Genomic DNA, 15082 nt, shown 5'->3' on the forward strand with positions numbered 1-15082 from the left:
CGAGGCCAGACATGACACGTTCCGTAAAAAAAGGCCCGTTCTGCGACGGCCATCTGTTGAAAAAAGTGGAAGCAGCCGCTGCCACCAAGGACAAGCGTCCGATCAAAACCTGGTCGCGTCGTTCCACCATTTTGCCGGATTTCGTCGGCCTGACCATTGCAATACATAACGGCAAGCAGCACGTGCCTGTTTATGTAAGTGAAAACATGGTCGGTCACAAATTGGGCGAATTTGCGCTTACCCGCACCTTCAAAGGCCATCCGGCCGACAAGAAGGCCGCGGCGCCAGCCAGGAAATAGGGAGCCAGGACATGCAAGTATCAGCCAATCTGTGGGGCGTTCGTCTTTCTGCGCAAAAAGGTCGTTTGGTAGCTGACCTGATTCGCGGCAAGAAAGTCGATCATGCCCTGAACATCCTGGCCTTCTCGCCGCAAAAAGGCGCGACGATTATCAAGAAGGTTCTCGAGTCCGCTATTGCCAATGCCGAGCACAACAACGGCGCCGATATCGATGAGCTTCAGGTCGCGAAGATCATCGTCGAAAAAGGACCAGTGTTGAAGCGCTTTACGGCGCGCGCAAAGGGCCGCGGCAACCGCATCATCAAACCGACTTGCCACGTCTTTGTGACGGTTGGCGACGGCAAGCAATAAGGGGTAACGATGGGACAAAAAATATCGCCGATTGGGTTTCGGCTGGCCGTCCACAAAAACTTCGCGTCGAAGTGGTATGCCAATAGCAAGAATTTCCCGATCATGCTGCTTGAGGACATCAAGGTTCGCACCTATCTCAAAAAGAAGCTTGCCAATGCCTCGGTCGGCAAAATCATCATCGAACGTCCAGCCAAGAATGCGAAGATTACGATCTATTCGTCGCGTCCGGGTGTGGTTATCGGCAAGAAAGGTGAAGACATTGAAAACCTGCGCACCGAGTTGACCAAACTCATGGGCGTGCCGGTGCATGTCAATATCGAAGAAATTCGTAAACCGGAAACAGATGCGCAGCTTATCTCCGACGGCATTACCGCGCAGCTGGAAAAACGCGTGATGTTCCGCCGCGCCATGAAACGCGCCATGCAGAACGCCATGCGCCTGGGTGCACAAGGTATCAAGATCACGTCGTCGGGCCGTTTGAACGGCGCTGAAATCGCCCGTACCGAGTGGTATCGCGAAGGACGTGTTCCGTTACATACCCTGCGCGCCGATATCGATGTGGGCTTCTCCGGAGGCGCATACAACATACGGCGTGATTGGTGTGCAAGTTCTCGTATACAAGGGCGAGTATCTGACCAAGGGACAAGAGCCCGTCGCCGCACCGGAACCCCAAGCAGAAGCGCGCAAACCGCGCAGAGCAGGAGTGAAAAATGCTGCAACCAGCTAGACGTAAATACCGTAAGGAACAAAAGGGCCGGAACAAAGGTATCGCTACCGCCGGCGCCAAAGTCTCTTTCGGCGAATATGGATTGAAAGCCGTCGGACGCGGTCGTTTGACCGCGCGCCAGATCGAAGCCGCACGTCGCGCCATGACGCGTCACATCAAGCGCGGTGGACGGGTGTGGATCCGCATTTTCCCGGACAAGCCGATTTCCAAGAAACCTGCAGAAGTTCGCATGGGTAACGGTAAAGGTTCGCCGGAATATTTCGTGGCAGAGATCCAGCCGGGCAAAGTATTGTACGAGATGGACGGCGTGGATGAAGCACTGGCGCGTGAAGCATTTACGCTGGCCGCTGCAAAGCTGCCGATCAAGACCACATTCGTTCAACGCATGATCGGTTAAACGGGAGAACCCAGATGAACACAAAAGAAATGCGGGCAAAAACCCCGGACGACCTGAACAAGGAACTCCTTGAGCTGCGCAAGTCACAATTTTCATTGCGTATGCAAGTAGCTACCCAACAATTGACAAAGACCACCGAACTCGGTCGCGTCAAGCGTGAAATCGCGCAGATCAAGACTATCCTGACTGAGAAAGCGAGGGCTGTCTAATGACTGCCGCAGTTTCCAATACCGCAACGACCGCCGCAAAATCCAAGCGCACCCTGACCGGTGTGGTCACCAGCGACAAGATGGACAAGACCATCACCGTGCTGGTTGAACGTCGCGTTATGCACCCGGTGCTTGGCAAGGTGGTGCGCCGCTCAAAAAAATATCATGCACATTCGCCGAACAACGAATTTAAGCAAGGCGACACCGTATTGATCGAAGAGTGCCGCCCTTTGTCTAAAACAAAGGCATGGCAAGTGACCAAGCTGCTGGAAAAGGCGCGCGTCGAGTAATCATCGAGCTGTCATTTCAAAAAAAACCGCGTAATACGCGGTTTTTTTTGACCAATACTCAGGGCTCTGCACGCCGGGTCCTATCCAAATCCATCGTGCACACTGGGACTGGATTGCTTGTACGCCAAGGTGGCGGAATCGTTGTTCCGATGCGTTACGCGCTTCCGCCGCTGTCATTGCAGCCGGAATCATCACCCGCTTTCCAGGCGATCCCTAATATTGACCGGCCAATAGCCTCGGCAATCTTGATGCCATCGACACCTGCCGAGAGAATGCCGCCCGCGTAACTGGCGCCTTCGCCGCCCGGGTATAAACCCTTCACGTTTATACTTTGGAAATCTTCGCCGCGTGTGATTTTTAGCGGTGACGACGTGCGCGTCTCCACGCCGGTTAGCACCGCATCGTTCATCGCAAAGCCGCTGATTTGTTTGTCGAAGGCAGGAATCGCCTCGCGAATGGCGGCGATAGCGTAGTCAGGCAGGCAAGCCGACAGGTCCGTCAAATGTACCCCTGGCGTGTAAGACGGCTTCACCTCGCCGAGCGTGGTCGATGCGCGGCCCGCGAGAAAATCGCCGACCAACTGCGCGGGCGCATCGTAGTTGCCACCACCCAGTTCAAAGGCGCGCGATTCCCATTGGCGCTGGAACGCAATTCCGGCCAACGGTCCGCCGGGATAGTCGCGCGGATCGATGCCGACGACGATGCCGGCGTTGGCGTTGCGTTCATTGCGCGAGTACTGGCTCATGCCGTTGGTGACCACGCGACCCGCTTCCGATGTCGCGGCAACGACCGTGCCGCCGGGACACATGCAAAAACTGTAAACGCTGCGACCGTTCGCGGCGTGATGCACCAACTTGTAGTCGGCCGCACCGAGCAGCGGGTTGCCCGCGTTGGGACCAAGGCGGGCGCGATCGATGAGCGATTGCGGATGCTCGATGCGAAAGCCTATGGAAAATGGCTTGGCTTCAAGGTAGATGTTGCGCTTATGCAGCATCTCAAAGGTATCGCGCGCGCTATGACCAACGGCGAGCACCAGATGTTCCGCGCGTATTTCAAGCGTTTGATTGCCCACAACATCCAGCACCTTGAGCCCGCGCAATTGCCCGTTCTCGATCAACAAGTCAGTGAGTCGATGCTGAAACTTGACTTCGCCGCCCAGCGCGATGATCTCCGCGCGTATCGTTTCCACCACGCCGACCAATCGAAATGTACCGACGTGCGGTTTGCTCACATACATGATTTCCGCCGGCGCGCCGGCTTTGACAAACTCGCTCATCACCTTGCGGCCTAGATGGCGCGGATCCTTGATCTGACTGTAGAGCTTGCCATCGGAAAACGTGCCGGCGCCGCCTTCGCCGAATTGCACATTCGATTCCGGATCAAGCGTATGTTTGCGCCACAATCCCCATGTATCCTGCGTGCGCTCACGCACAGCCTTGCCGCGCTCCAGTACGATTGGCTTCAAGCCCATTTGCGCAAGAATCAGCGCCGCAAAAATTCCGCACGGGCCGAAACCGACCACGACGGGGCGTTGCGCTGGTTCGAATCCTGGCGCGGCATGACCGACGTATTTATAGCTTGTGACGGGTGAAGGCTTTACCGATACGTCGCCACGCAGCTTTTTCATTAGCGATGGTTCATCGCGCACCGTGACATCCACGCTGTAAACGAACAGCATCGCACTTTTTCTGCGCGCGTCATAACTGCGTTTGAAGACGCTGAAATCGATCAGCGCCGATTTCGGGATACGAAGCTTATTGAGGATCGCCTGTTCAAGCGCCGCGTCAGGATGTTCGAGTGGCAATCGCAGTTCGGTGATTCGTAACATGGTGCGCAGAGTTGAATAACTGGCACAAGCATAACATCGCGGTCCTGCAACGCCGTCGCATAGAGAAAAACAGGCAAGAACGCCATTTGACGCTGCCTTCCGGGCGAAAACATCTGGAAAGCCGCGCCAAATGGCAATCTACGTTTTCATGGGATCGCGCCTAAATGGCAACACACCCAGCACCAGCGCCACGCCAAGCAGCACGATGACACCGCCAATGATCGCGCCGCTATTGAGCGTCTCGCCGAAAAAAATTGCGCCCCAGGCGGCACCGAACACCGGGATCAGGAACGTCGCCGAGATCGCGCGTGTCGGACCGACATCGCGAATCAGGCGGTAGTACAAAAGGTAGGCGATGGAACTGCAGAGTATCGCCAGTCCGAACAGCGATAGCACAACATTGGTGGCCGGCATGACCGGCGGAACGAACAGCAATCCCGCGGGCGCCGTCAGTATTGCCGGCAGAATCAGCCCACCCACCGACATACCCATGTTCGGCGCGCCCGCCATGTATTTCTTCGTGTAGACAATGATGAAACCATACAGGCAGGTTGCGATTACCGCCGCGCCGGCTGCCGTGAGTGTCGCGGTACTCAGCGGAATCGGTCCGAAGTTGATGATGATCCCGATACCGGCCAGCCCGAGCACCATGCCGAACAAACGCAGTGCAGTGAGCCGTTCATTGAGCATCCACGCGGCAAACAGGGCGGCGAAGAACGGCGACATTGCGTTCAGGATCGCTCCGTAGCTCGCCGGCAGCGTCTTCATTGCAAACGCGATCAACGCGAATGGAAACGCGGAATTCATCATGCCAATGAAAAGATAGTGTTTCCACCATTTGGCAAATTGCAGATCCTGCCGCGTCGCGAGCGCATACGCGAGCAGCACCACGCCGGCAATCGAGATGCGTAACCACATCGTGCCGATGCCGCCGAATACCGGCGCGACCACCCGCATGAAACTGTAGGAGGCGCCCCAGACGGCGGCAAGGCTGAAAAGTCGGACGAGATCGGCGGTACCCATGGATTTACCCTGCAAGCGGGAGCGTTTTATGGAAGGCGAGTATCACACGGCGGCGTTTTGCCTGACGACGATTTTCCGGCAGCAAAGCGCGGCGCTGAATGCGCCAGCGGTGACGGTTGGGTGGCGAGACTGCTTTTGAGACTCGCGTGACTACGCTACCGGCGCCAGAAACTGCTTGGCAAGCCACCATGACACCGCTGCGATGAACGCGGAGCAGGGTATGGTGAGTATCCATGCCCAGACGATTCCGCCCGCCACGCCCCAGCGTACGGCATTGAATTTTCGCGCGGCGCCGACGCCGACGATCGCGCCGGTGATGGTGTGGGTAGTGGAGACCGGCACACCCATCGCCGTGGCGATGAAAAGCGTCATGGCGCCGCCTGTCTCCGCGCAGAATCCGCCAACGGGTTTCAGCTTGGTAATCTTCTGGCCCATGGTCTTGACGATCCGCCAACCACCAAATAATGTACCCATCGCAATCGCGGAATAGCAGCTGACGATCACCCAGTTTGGTACCGGTTCCTTTGCGCCGGAAACGCCTGCCGCAATCAACAGCATCCAGATGATCCCAATAGTCTTCTGTGCGTCATTACCGCCGTGGCCCAGGCTATAGAAAGAGGCAGACACCAGTTGCAGACGCCGGAACCACCGGTCGACGCGTCGCGGTGCCGTTCGACGCAAAAGCCACGCCACCAATATCATCAGCAGGCTGCCGAACAGAAAGCCCAGGAGAGGGGAAATGAGAATGAACAGCACCGTTTTCATGAGGCCGCTGGCAATGAGCGACGCGGTACCCGCTTTGGCTACTGCAGCACCGACCAAGCCGCCAATGAGTGCGTGGGAGGACGAAGAGGGGATGCCGTAATACCAGGTGATCACATTCCAGCAAATCGCGCCAACCAGCGCCCCCATGATGACCAGATGGTCGACGACGACCGGATCGATGGTGCCTTTGCCGACCGTCGCGGCAACTTTCAACTGGAAAATGGCGATAGCGAGGAAATTGAAAAATGCCGCCCACGCCACCGCGTACTGTGGTTTCAGGACGCCGGTGGAAACGATGGTGGCAATCGAATTTGCCGCGTCGTGGAAGCCGTTCATGAAATCGAATATCAGCGCCAGCGCGACCAGAAAAATGATCATTTCCATGCTGATCGTAAGCGAGGCCATATTCGGTTATCCCAATCCAAGGCTTGCGCTGTCCGCGCCTTTATGCGCGTCCACTACGCGTTTTCCAGCACAATGCCTTCAATGATATTCGCCGTGTCCTCGCAGCGATCCGTGATCGTTTCCAACAGTTCATAAATTGCCTTGAGCTTGATGAGTTGGCGGGTATCCGGCTCATCGCGGAACAGCTTGGACATCGCTGAACGCATGACGCGGTCGGCCTCCGATTCAAGCTGGTCGATTTCGCTGCAAATCTTGAGGATGGCCTGAGCGTTGTCGAGGTTCGACAGCATGCCGACGGCCAGCTTGACCTTTTCCGCGCAACCCACGCAGATGTTCGCCAACTTGCGTGCGGCATCCGATACCTCGCGAACGTCATACAGCACGACGCATTCCGCCACGTCCTCCATCAGGTCGAGTATGTCATCCATGCGGCTGATGAGTTTGTGGATGTCCTCGCGGTCCAAAGGCGTGATGAAGGTCTTGTGCAGCATCTGGATCGTCTCGTGAGTGATCTTGTCGGCCTTTTTTTCGATCGCGCTGACGTTCTGCGCATGCGCTTCGCGATTGCCCATGTCGGACAGGAACGCATTCATCTCATGGGCGCCTTCGACCACCAGCGAGGCGTGATCGTTGAACAAGTCGAAAAAGCGCCCTTCTTTGGGCATCAAACGTCCGAACATGACTCACCTCTTTCCGATCCGCCATCGTGAAAATGACAGACACATGACGATTTTGTGACTGCCCGGATTGTAGCCGAATGGCGGCTGGTATCACGGTCGTTTTTGGGAAAAAGCGGGATTGGCTAAAATGCGCGGAGCGGAAAGCGGGTGGTCCGCACTCACAAAATACTCCGGAGAAGTTTATGAAAATGAGAGCAGTCATCGTTGCCCTTGTGGCAAGCCTCGCGCTCACCGCATGCGGTCCGAACGAAACGCCGAAGGCAATGCCAACTGCGGCGCAAACATCCACGGCGGCCCCAATTGCAAAGGGCGAAAGCAAGAAAGAGGAAAAGATGCATGTCCCGGACACGCATGGCATGCCAGGCATGTCGGAACTCTTCAAGGGTGGCGACAAGGCTGGAGAAAAAAAGGTTGAGAAGTCTGACGCGAAACCGGCGGAAAAGACGGACGAAAAGAAATAGTCCGTGAGCGGAAACGCGCCGCGCCATGGGTGGTAGATCGCCATTTGGCGGGCTTTTCCGGGGTTTTTCGGCCTGCGAGCCGCGCCAGTGCTTGAGTTTATTCTAGTTAGTGTGCCACGTAGTCCGGTAAAGCACATTAAACGTTGATCTGCCTCAACCGCGCCCCCTCGGCGATAGGTAGAATGGCAACAAAAATACAATCTATTTACTTGCCCAACTGGAGGAGTCATGAATATCCGTAATGTAGTCATACCATTAGTTGCCTTGCTCTTTAGCGGCTTGGCCAACGCTCAGGCTTACCCGACGAAGCCGGTTACCATGATTGTGCCGTTCTCGGCAGGTGGTCCAACCGATACCGTCGCACGCCAGGTTGCGTCGGTGATGTCCAAAACACTCGGGCAGACGGTGATCGTCGAGAACGTCGGTGGCGCCGGTGGCACCATCGGTGTGGGCAAGGTCGTCGCCGCGGCGAATGACGGTTATACGCTCCTGTTGATGCATATCGGCGTGTCCACCGCGCCTGCGCTGTATCGCACACTGAAGCACGACGTGACCAAGGATCTGGAACCGATCGGACTGGTGACCGAAGTGCCCATGACCTTGATCGCAAAAAAAGATTTTCCGGCCAAGGATTTCAAGGAATTCGTCAGCTACGTGAAGGCAAACAAAGACAAGGTGTCCTACGCCAACGCGGGCCTGGGCTCAGCATCGCACCTGTGCGGTATGTTATTCATGAGCGCCATCGAAACCGATGTGCTGACAGTTCCGTACAAAGGCACCGCACCCGCCATGACCGATCTGCTGGGCGGCCAGGTGGACTTCATGTGCGACCAGACCACCAATACCACCTCGCAAATCAAGGGCGGCAAGGTCAAGGCTTACGCGGTGACGTCTCTCGCCCGTGTTGCATCGTTGCCGGACCTGCCGACCATGAACGAGGCCGGACTAAAGGGTTTCAGTGTCGGGGTGTGGCACGGGGTGTGGGCACCGAAAGGCACGGCCAAGCCGATTGTCGACAAGCTGGTCGCGGCGCTGCAGGCGGCGCTCAAGGATGAGAGCGTGAAAGCCAAATTTGCAGATCTGGGGACGGTGCCGGAGCCGCTCAATCGCCAGGTACCGGAAGCCCTTCGCGCACAAGTCATATCCGAGGTCGCCAAATGGGGTCCGATCATCAAGAAGGCAGGCATTTACGCGGACTGAGCCCTTCGCGAAAAACTAAGTGGAAAAAACGCCCGGCCCGCCCGGGCGTTTTTCTTTCCCGCTAAACTACCGGCATGACAAAAAAGACCTTTACCCAGAACACCATCGCCATGGTGTATGACTTCGACGGCACATTATCTCCGCAGCCGATGCAGGAATACACCGTGCTGCCGAAAATCGGCATCGAACCGGATGCCTTCTGGGCGCGGGTGCATAGAGAGGCGACCGAGACCGGCTCGGACCCGATGCTGGTGTACATGCGGCTGATGATGGAGATGCTGTACAAGAACGACGATGTGCGCATCACGCGCGAGGATTTCGCCGCGATGGCGACACGCATCCAGTATTTTCCCGGCGTGGAGGAGTGGTTTCCGCGCATCAACGCATATGTAAAAAAGCGCGGTGGAGCGGCGGTCAATATTCACCACTACATCATTTCCGCCGGACAGAAGGAAATTCTCGAAGGCGTGTCGATCCGAAAATACTTCAAGCAGATCTACGCGTCGGAATATCATTTCAATCAGTACGGCATCGCCAATTTTCCCAAGCTGCTGATCACCGATACCTCCAAGACCCAGTTTCTGTTCCGCATTAACAAAGGCAAGGAGGCGCTCTCCGAGTCGATCAACGAACACATGCCCGAGGGTGACCGGCCAATTCCTTTCGCCAATATTATCTATATTGGCGACGGCATGACCGATGTGCCGTCCATGGCGTTGACGACCAAGAGTGGTGGGCATTCGCTGGCGGTGTTCAACCCCAAGCTTGCGAAGAGCAAGGCGACTTGCGTGAACCTGCTCGATGCGGGGCGCGTCGATTTCATCGCGCCGGCGGATTATCGCGACGGCAGCAAGCTTGCGAGACGCGTGCAATTGCTGCTCGATTCGGTGATCGCGGGAATTGCGTATGCGGCGGAAGTGGCGGCGTGCCGCGCCGAGAACGCGGATTGATTATGGTACCGGCGGCAAATAGAATTGCGGTGAAAGGCTCGCGCTGACATGCGGCCCCTCGCGTTTCAATTGCTGCGAGAGCTCTCGCATGAGCGTTTCGTTTCAGGCGCACGCCTTGCCGAGAAATTCGGTGTTTCGCGCAGCGCCGTCTCCGATGCATTGCGCGACGCCAGCGAAGCCGGCGTCGACATTTTCAGCCTGACGCGCCGCGGCTACCGGCTCGCGGAGCCGATCGAATTGCTGGGATTCGAGCGCATTCGCATTGCACTCGGCTTGCTGGCGAACCGTCTCGATGTGGCCGTCGTCGAGAATATTGCCTCGACCAATTCCGAATTGATGCAGCGCGCGACCACGGGCGCCGCATCAGGGACATGCCTCGTGGCGGAAATCCAAACCGCCGGACGCGGGCGGCGTGGCCGGGTATGGCAATCCGCATTCGGCGCGTCGCTCACTTTTTCGCTGCTATGGCGATTCGAACGAGGTGCCGCGCAGCTGGGAGGACTTTCGCTGGTGGTGGGACTGGCGGTCTTGCGGGCGCTGCATAAACTGGGCATCACCGCAAACGATATTGCCCTCAAATGGCCGAACGATATTGTCGCCGGCTCCCGGAAACTGGCGGGTATCCTCATCGAGACCCAGGGCGATGTGCTCGGTCCGACGGCGGTAGTGATCGGTATCGGCATCAATGTAAACTTGCCAGAGCAATTGAAAGCGGCGATTGATCAACCCGTAACGGATTTGCGAAGCCTGGTCAGGATGAGCATTTCCCGCAATCAGTTGCTGGCGGAAGTGTTACGGGAACTGGTTGGCATCCTCGACAAGTTTCAGGCGAAAGGTTTTCCGCCCTTCAAGAATGAATGGACCGCCGTCCACAGTTTGCACGGGAAGCCGGTGCGTGTGCTGTCTGGCGATGGCAGCGTGAAAGATGCCGTGGTGCGCGATGTCGCGGATGACGGCTCGCTGATCGTGAACTGTCATGGCCGGGATATTGCCCTTGCTTCAGGTGAGATAAGTTTGCGCAGTGCGGTGAGTCACAAGTGAAAGATGAATAACGTGGTGAGAAAGAGAATTCTCGCAGTTGATGCCGGAAACAGCCGCGTGAAGTGGGGCATTCACGATGGCAACGAGTGGTCCTTGCGTGGCGCGTTTGCAACGGCGACCGTATCGGTTGCGGCCGCAACGGTAGACGCATTCAGCCATTTGCCCGCGGATGTGCAAGTGGACCGGATCCTGATTTCAAATGTCGCTGGCACCGAAGTCGCCAATCGCCTCAAGGATGCGCTCTACGGATTCGGCAAACCGATCACGCTCATTGAATCGCAGGCTGAGCAGTGCGGCGTCACCAGCCGCTACCAGCCGCCTGCTACATTGGGTACCGATCGCTGGGCCGCGATGATTGCGGCACATGCCACGACGCGCGTAGCGCCGGCCCCGCTATTGGTGGTCATGGCCGGCACCGCACTCACCGTCGACGCAATAACAGCCGACGGCATATTTCTCGGCGGCGTTATCGTACCGGGCCTGGCGTTGATGCGGGCGTCGCTGAATCGCGGCACGGCGCAACTGCCGGGTGAGCCAGGGGAATACCAGGCCTTTCCCCGAAATACGCTCAACGCCATTTCAGCCGGCGCCATCGAAGCCTGTAGCGGCGCAGTGCAGCGCATGTATTCGCATCTTTCCGCGCAGACCGGCGAAATGCCGCACTGCATCGCAGGCGGCGGTACCATTCACATGCTGAGCCCGCACCTTCCGTTTCCGGTGTCGATCAACGACAATCTGGTTCTTGACGGCTTGCTCGAAATCGCGTCGTCGACTTCATTTTCCTGAATATGGCCCGCTTCATTTTCTTTCTGCTCCTGCTTGCCAATGTCGCCTTTGGTGCGTACCTCTACTTGTCCGAGACGGGTTCGGGAAATATGCTGCCGCCGGAATTCAACCGCAATGGATTGAAGATCGTTTCCGTCGCGGATCCAGGCAAAGCGCAGGCCGATGCGCTGGTCGCACGCAAGGTGGCCGAGAGCCTCAAGGGGTCGGCATGCGTGGAGTTTGGCGTAAAGCCGGCGGATAGCGCACGGGGCGGTATCGTATTTGCCACCATGAATCTCGGCGACCGCCTGAGTTCGCGCAATATCGAGGACTACACGCGATTTGCGGTATGGCTGCCTGCGCAAAAGGACAAGCGCGCCGCCGAGACGCTGGTCGCCAATCTGAAAAAGGCCGGGGTAAAAGATGTATCCGTGATGGGCGATAACTCGATTTCACTCGGCGTGTTTTCCAGTGATGAGGCCTCGAAGAAAGCCGCGGCCGACATCCAGACCAAGGCTGCGTCGCTGGCGAAAGACCTGCAGGTTACGCCGCGCGGCGCACAGCTGAGAGAAACTTTTTTTACGGTACGGGAGCCCGACATGAACATGATCGCGCGATTGACCATCATGCAGCGTGAATTCGAGGGCAGTTCGCTCAAAGCGGTGACTTGTCCGGCTGCTGTACTGGCAACCGGTGTAAATGTCGCGGATACAAAGGCCGGTGAAAAAACAAAACCCTAGTACTGGTGCGGCGCTTCAGACATTTTAGGCTTGCAATGCCCGTCAATGCTGGTGTTTTGTAAATTTTCGCTATAGAACCTTTCCTGGATTCATGATGCCCTGCGGATCCAGCGCTTTCTTGATGGCACGCATGATGTCAAGTTCCACCGCCGACTTATGCTTTGTGATTTCGTCGCGTTTCAATTGTCCCAGGCCATGTTCCGCGCTGATGGAACCGTGCATTTCGTCGAGTAGTGAGTAGACAATTTCATTGGCGCCACTGGATTGCGCAGGGGTTGGCGTTGCACCCGGAAAGCTCAGGTTGTAGTGCAAGTTGCCGTCGCCGATATGGCCGAAACATATTACTTGCGCGTCGGGAAAGGCGGCATTGAGCGCGGCATCGCCACGGGTGATGAATTCCGCAATGCGGGAAATCGGTACCGAAATATCGTGCTTCACGCTCCTGCCCCGCTGCTTTTCAGCGTCGGGAATGTGTTCGCGAATATTCCACAGCGCTTGCGCCTGCGATTCGCTCGAGGCGATCACGGCGTCAATTGCCGAGCCCTCAGTGAAGGCAGGTTCGAGGGCGGCGGCAAGTCCGTCTTCCAGCGCTGTGTCCTTTTGCGTATCGGTCAGCTCAACCAGCACTTGCCAGGCGTGCGGTACCTCGAAGGGCTCAGCCGTCGCGGGAAAATATTTGATGACGTGATCGAGGCAGACGCGGGACATCATCTCGAATCCAGTCAGCCGGTCGCCCAGGGCCGCCTGAATGGTGGCAAGCAATGAAACAGCTGCGGCCGGATTTTGCACGGCCACCAGTGCGGTGCAAGTGCGTTGCGGCGCCGGGTAGAGCTTCAGCACGGCGGCGGTGATGATGCCAAGCGTGCCTTCCGCGCCCATCAACAGGTGCTTCAGGTCGTAGCCGGTATTGTCTTTGCGCAACCCGCGCAGCCCGCTCCACAGCCGGCCATCGGGCATGACCACCTCGATGCCCAGCACCAGGTCGCGGGTGTTGCCGTAGCGCAGCACCGCCGTGCCGCCGGCATTGGTGGAGAGATTGCCGCCGATGGTGCAACTGCCTTCGGCTGCCAGCGAAAGCGGGAAGAAACGGTTACTTTCCTGCGCGGCGTCCTGCACGGCCTGCAGGATGCATCCGGCCTCTACGGTCATGGCGTTGTTGGCGACGTCAATTGCGCGGATTTGGTTCATGCGCCTCAGCGAGAGCACGATCGCGGTGCCCGAGGTATCGGGAACGCTGCCGCCAACCATCCCGGTATTGCCACCTTGCGGGACGATGGGCACTTGAAGTTCTCCACATAGCCTTACAACGGCGGCGACTTCTTCGGTGCCGCTTGGACGGACGACTGCGGCGGCTTTGCCGACGTAGTTGCCGCGCCAATCGGTCAGATACGGCGCGATATCGTCCGTGCCAGTGATGACATAAGCGGCACCGACGATATCCTGCAATCGCTGAATCAATTCGCTGCGCATCGCTTGAAATCTTTCGTGTGGCGGGTAAAGTGTGGCGGGTAGTGCCGCTATTTTTCAGCCGCGCGTATTTTCGCCAGCATCGCGGTGGTGGATCGTTCAAACTGAAACGCAATGGCGTGCACCGTACCGCCCCATGTTTTTACTTCGGTGCCGCCGACAATCTTGTCGATGGCCCAGTCACCCCCCTTGACCAGCACGTCCGGGCGCGATTGGAGAATGCGTTGCAACGGTGTGTCTTCCTCGAACCAGGTGACCAGGCTTACGCATTCCAGTGCCGCAATCACGGCCATCCGATCTTCGAGCGTATTGATCGGGCGGTCATTACCTTTTCCCAGGCGCTTGACCGAGGCATCCGCATTCAATGCAACAAGCAGTGAGGCACCCAGTGCGCGCGCTTCGGCCAGATAGGTTACGTGGCCACGATGCAGGACATCAAAAACGCCGTTGGTGAAGACCAGCTTGCGTGGCTGCATCGCGGCAAGACGCGCGAGATCCCCGGGCGCGCAGAACTTGTTTTCGAATGAAGGACGCATGGCGATATTGTAACCGCCATACGGGAGACGCGATTCGATCAGGCAGCCTGCGGCGCTGCCGCGGGCGAAAGTGTCTCGATCAATTCCTTGCGAAAACGATTCAGGTCGGTCGACGTTTCAAATGTGCGCTCAAACAGCGTGGACATTTGCTTGAGAATGCCGTTGATGACGCGGTTTTCCCACACCTTGTCGAACTGGATTTGCGTATCCAGCCAGCGCTCGAGCCATTCGGGATCGGGCAGCCGCGATTGCACCGTGTCATTCGGGAAAAGCGACTTGTTGACGTGCAGGTTCGTCGGGTGCAGGGGCTTCCTGCTCTTGCCGGAACTTGCCATCAGAACACCGATCTTGGCAAAGGCCAATTTGGCTTCCCCGCCCATTCGCTCGACCGCACGCTTCATATAGCGGAAATAGGCGCCGGCATGGCGGGCCTCGTCTTTGGAAATAGTGTCGTAGATTTTTTTGATCACCGGCTCGGTATGCCATTCGGCCGCGCGGCGGTACCACTGGGTAAGGCGGATCTCGCCACAGAAATGCAGCATCAGTGTTTCCAGTGCGGGCGCAGGATCGAACGGAAAGCGTACCGCGTGCAGTTCCTGTTCCGTCGGTACCATGTCGGGCCGGAAGCGCTTCAGGTAATCCATCAGAACCAGCGAGTGCTTTTGTTCCTCGTAAAACCATATCGACATGAAAGCAGAAAAATCACTGTCGTCCTGGTTGTCGCGCAAAAACATTTCGGTGGCGGGCAGCGCGGACCATTCGGTGATCGCATTCATCTTGATCGTCTTCGCCTGTTCATCGCTCAATCTGGCGCCATCAAAGCTATCCCATGGAATATCGCTCGCCATATTCCAGCGGGCTTTTTCAAGATCGCGAAACAGATCGGGATACAGCATGGGAATTGGCTTGCTTGAAGATTTTGTTTTCATTGAAGTACCCGTTAAGGAAT

19 protein-coding genes and 1 pseudogene are annotated in these 15082 nt (G+C 57.2%); 13 read left to right on the forward strand and 7 right to left on the reverse strand.

Annotated elements, in window-relative coordinates; translation table 11 throughout:
- Positions 1-11: 11 nt before the first annotated feature.
- From rpsS to rpsQ, 6 genes and pseudogenes are all read left to right on the forward strand, one after another.
- Positions 12-299 (forward strand): 30S ribosomal protein S19, encoded by a 288-nt coding sequence (gene rpsS, locus IPP88_01130; GenBank protein ID MBL0121371.1) that lies wholly within the window; start codon positions 12-14, stop codon positions 297-299.
- An 11-nt stretch (positions 300-310) separates the two neighbouring features.
- Positions 311-649 carry a 50S ribosomal protein L22 gene (gene rplV / locus IPP88_01135; protein MBL0121372.1) on the forward strand — a complete coding sequence of 113 codons (339 nt, stop codon included), beginning with the start codon at positions 311-313 and terminating at the stop codon, positions 647-649.
- A gap of 9 nt (positions 650-658) precedes the next feature.
- Positions 659-1376 (forward strand): annotated as a pseudogene (gene rpsC, locus IPP88_01140) (30S ribosomal protein S3).
- On the forward strand, positions 1360-1773 hold the full coding sequence (rplP, locus tag IPP88_01145; GenBank protein ID MBL0121373.1) for a 50S ribosomal protein L16: 414 nt from the start codon (positions 1360-1362) through the stop codon (positions 1771-1773). The pseudogene rpsC and the gene rplP overlap by 17 nt, the downstream one beginning before the upstream one ends.
- 14 nt (positions 1774-1787) lie before the next feature.
- Positions 1788-1982, forward strand: coding sequence for a 50S ribosomal protein L29 (gene rpmC / locus IPP88_01150; protein MBL0121374.1), 195 nt, complete (start codon positions 1788-1790; stop codon positions 1980-1982).
- Entirely contained in the window at positions 1982-2272 is a 291-nt protein-coding gene (rpsQ, locus tag IPP88_01155) for a 30S ribosomal protein S17 (protein ID MBL0121375.1), read from the forward strand. Before rpmC ends, rpsQ begins: the two co-directional genes overlap by 1 nt.
- A 154-nt stretch (positions 2273-2426) precedes the next feature.
- On the opposite strand, the gene IPP88_01160 is transcribed toward rpsQ, so the two are convergent.
- Positions 2427-4100, reverse strand: coding sequence for an NAD(P)/FAD-dependent oxidoreductase (locus IPP88_01160; GenBank protein ID MBL0121376.1), 1674 nt, complete (start codon positions 4098-4100; stop codon positions 2427-2429).
- 138 nt (positions 4101-4238) lie between these two features.
- The gene (locus IPP88_01165) at positions 4239-5123 is read right to left on the reverse strand and encodes a DMT family transporter (GenBank protein ID MBL0121377.1); all 885 of its coding nucleotides are present in this window, start codon (positions 5121-5123) and stop codon (positions 4239-4241) included.
- Between IPP88_01165 and IPP88_01170 the strand changes: the two genes are divergently transcribed.
- Positions 5122-5262 (forward strand): hypothetical protein, encoded by a 141-nt coding sequence (locus IPP88_01170; protein MBL0121378.1) that lies wholly within the window; start codon positions 5122-5124, stop codon positions 5260-5262. The two genes, IPP88_01165 and IPP88_01170, sit on opposite strands and share 2 nt — an antisense overlap.
- Before the next feature lie 11 nt (positions 5263-5273).
- Here IPP88_01170 and IPP88_01175 read toward each other — a convergent pair whose 3' ends face one another.
- Both IPP88_01175 and IPP88_01180 read right to left on the reverse strand, forming a co-directional pair.
- On the reverse strand, positions 5274-6293 hold the full coding sequence (locus tag IPP88_01175) for an inorganic phosphate transporter (protein MBL0121379.1): 1020 nt from the start codon (positions 6291-6293) through the stop codon (positions 5274-5276).
- A gap of 53 nt (positions 6294-6346) precedes the next feature.
- Positions 6347-6973, reverse strand: a complete 627-nt coding sequence (locus IPP88_01180; protein ID MBL0121380.1) for a DUF47 domain-containing protein — start codon at positions 6971-6973, stop codon at positions 6347-6349.
- 77 nt (positions 6974-7050) lie between these two features.
- Here IPP88_01180 and IPP88_01185 point away from each other — a divergent pair, with 77 nt between their 5' ends.
- The 6 genes from IPP88_01185 to IPP88_01210 all read left to right on the forward strand — a co-directional run bounded on the left by IPP88_01185 (position 7051) and on the right by IPP88_01210 (position 12130).
- Positions 7051-7434: a hypothetical protein gene (locus IPP88_01185; protein MBL0121381.1), complete on the forward strand. Its 384-nt coding sequence runs from the start codon at positions 7051-7053 to the stop codon at positions 7432-7434.
- Positions 7435-7662: 228 nt separating this feature from the next.
- On the forward strand, positions 7663-8634 hold the full coding sequence (locus tag IPP88_01190; protein MBL0121382.1) for a tripartite tricarboxylate transporter substrate binding protein BugD: 972 nt from the start codon (positions 7663-7665) through the stop codon (positions 8632-8634).
- Positions 8635-8708: 74 nt separating this feature from the next.
- Complete coding sequence (locus IPP88_01195; GenBank protein MBL0121383.1) at positions 8709-9584, forward strand: haloacid dehalogenase-like hydrolase; 876 nt, start codon at positions 8709-8711, stop codon at positions 9582-9584.
- Between the two features lie 48 nt (positions 9585-9632).
- On the forward strand, positions 9633-10625 hold the full coding sequence (locus tag IPP88_01200) for a biotin--[acetyl-CoA-carboxylase] ligase (GenBank protein MBL0121384.1): 993 nt from the start codon (positions 9633-9635) through the stop codon (positions 10623-10625).
- A 15-nt stretch (positions 10626-10640) separates the two neighbouring features.
- On the forward strand, positions 10641-11411 hold the full coding sequence (locus IPP88_01205; protein ID MBL0121385.1) for a type III pantothenate kinase: 771 nt from the start codon (positions 10641-10643) through the stop codon (positions 11409-11411).
- Positions 11412-11413: 2 nt separating this feature from the next.
- The gene (locus IPP88_01210; GenBank protein ID MBL0121386.1) at positions 11414-12130 is read left to right on the forward strand and encodes a hypothetical protein; all 717 of its coding nucleotides are present in this window, start codon (positions 11414-11416) and stop codon (positions 12128-12130) included.
- Positions 12131-12199: 69 nt separating this feature from the next.
- Here the strand turns inward: IPP88_01210 and IPP88_01215 are convergent, their stop codons facing one another.
- Genes IPP88_01215 through IPP88_01225 form a run of 3 tightly spaced genes read right to left on the reverse strand, consistent with a single transcriptional unit; the run spans position 12200 to position 15029 of the window.
- Entirely contained in the window at positions 12200-13600 is a 1401-nt protein-coding gene (locus tag IPP88_01215; protein ID MBL0121387.1) for an FAD-binding oxidoreductase, read from the reverse strand.
- A gap of 47 nt (positions 13601-13647) precedes the next feature.
- Positions 13648-14133, reverse strand: coding sequence for a D-glycero-beta-D-manno-heptose 1-phosphate adenylyltransferase (rfaE2, locus tag IPP88_01220; GenBank protein ID MBL0121388.1), 486 nt, complete (start codon positions 14131-14133; stop codon positions 13648-13650).
- Between the two features lie 38 nt (positions 14134-14171).
- A complete protein-coding gene (locus IPP88_01225; protein MBL0121389.1) occupies positions 14172-15029 on the reverse strand; it encodes a ferritin-like domain-containing protein in 858 nt (285 codons plus the stop codon).
- Between the last annotated feature and the right edge of the window lie 53 nt (positions 15030-15082).

The organism is Betaproteobacteria bacterium, assembly GCA_016720925.1.
Taxonomy (GTDB): Bacteria; Pseudomonadota; Gammaproteobacteria; order Burkholderiales; family Usitatibacteraceae; genus UKL13-2.

Excerpts from the sequence above, each read along its gene's own strand:
- rpsS (MBL0121371.1), top strand. The coding sequence starts at position 12 with ATGACACGTTCCGTAAAAAAAGGCCCGTTCTGCGACGGCCATCTGTTG.
- rplV (MBL0121372.1), top strand. The coding sequence starts at position 311 with ATGCAAGTATCAGCCAATCTGTGGGGCGTTCGTCTTTCTGCGCAAAAA.
- rplP (MBL0121373.1), top strand. The coding sequence starts at position 1,360 with ATGCTGCAACCAGCTAGACGTAAATACCGTAAGGAACAAAAGGGCCGG.
- rpmC (MBL0121374.1), top strand. The coding sequence starts at position 1,788 with ATGAACACAAAAGAAATGCGGGCAAAAACCCCGGACGACCTGAACAAG.
- rpsQ (MBL0121375.1), top strand. The coding sequence starts at position 1,982 with ATGACTGCCGCAGTTTCCAATACCGCAACGACCGCCGCAAAATCCAAG.
- IPP88_01160 (MBL0121376.1), bottom strand. The coding sequence starts at position 4,100 with ATGTTACGAATCACCGAACTGCGATTGCCACTCGAACATCCTGACGCG.
- IPP88_01170 (MBL0121378.1), top strand. The coding sequence starts at position 5,122 with ATGGATTTACCCTGCAAGCGGGAGCGTTTTATGGAAGGCGAGTATCAC.
- IPP88_01165 (MBL0121377.1), bottom strand. The coding sequence starts at position 5,123 with ATGGGTACCGCCGATCTCGTCCGACTTTTCAGCCTTGCCGCCGTCTGG.
- IPP88_01175 (MBL0121379.1), bottom strand. The coding sequence starts at position 6,293 with ATGGCCTCGCTTACGATCAGCATGGAAATGATCATTTTTCTGGTCGCG.
- IPP88_01180 (MBL0121380.1), bottom strand. The coding sequence starts at position 6,973 with ATGTTCGGACGTTTGATGCCCAAAGAAGGGCGCTTTTTCGACTTGTTC.
- IPP88_01185 (MBL0121381.1), top strand. The coding sequence starts at position 7,051 with ATGGCGGCTGGTATCACGGTCGTTTTTGGGAAAAAGCGGGATTGGCTA.
- IPP88_01190 (MBL0121382.1), top strand. The coding sequence starts at position 7,663 with ATGAATATCCGTAATGTAGTCATACCATTAGTTGCCTTGCTCTTTAGC.
- IPP88_01195 (MBL0121383.1), top strand. The coding sequence starts at position 8,709 with ATGACAAAAAAGACCTTTACCCAGAACACCATCGCCATGGTGTATGAC.
- IPP88_01200 (MBL0121384.1), top strand. The coding sequence starts at position 9,633 with ATGCGGCCCCTCGCGTTTCAATTGCTGCGAGAGCTCTCGCATGAGCGT.
- IPP88_01210 (MBL0121386.1), top strand. The coding sequence starts at position 11,414 with ATGGCCCGCTTCATTTTCTTTCTGCTCCTGCTTGCCAATGTCGCCTTT.
- IPP88_01215 (MBL0121387.1), bottom strand. The coding sequence starts at position 13,600 with ATGCGCAGCGAATTGATTCAGCGATTGCAGGATATCGTCGGTGCCGCT.
- rfaE2 (MBL0121388.1), bottom strand. The coding sequence starts at position 14,133 with ATGCGTCCTTCATTCGAAAACAAGTTCTGCGCGCCCGGGGATCTCGCG.
- IPP88_01225 (MBL0121389.1), bottom strand. The coding sequence starts at position 15,029 with ATGCTGTATCCCGATCTGTTTCGCGATCTTGAAAAAGCCCGCTGGAAT.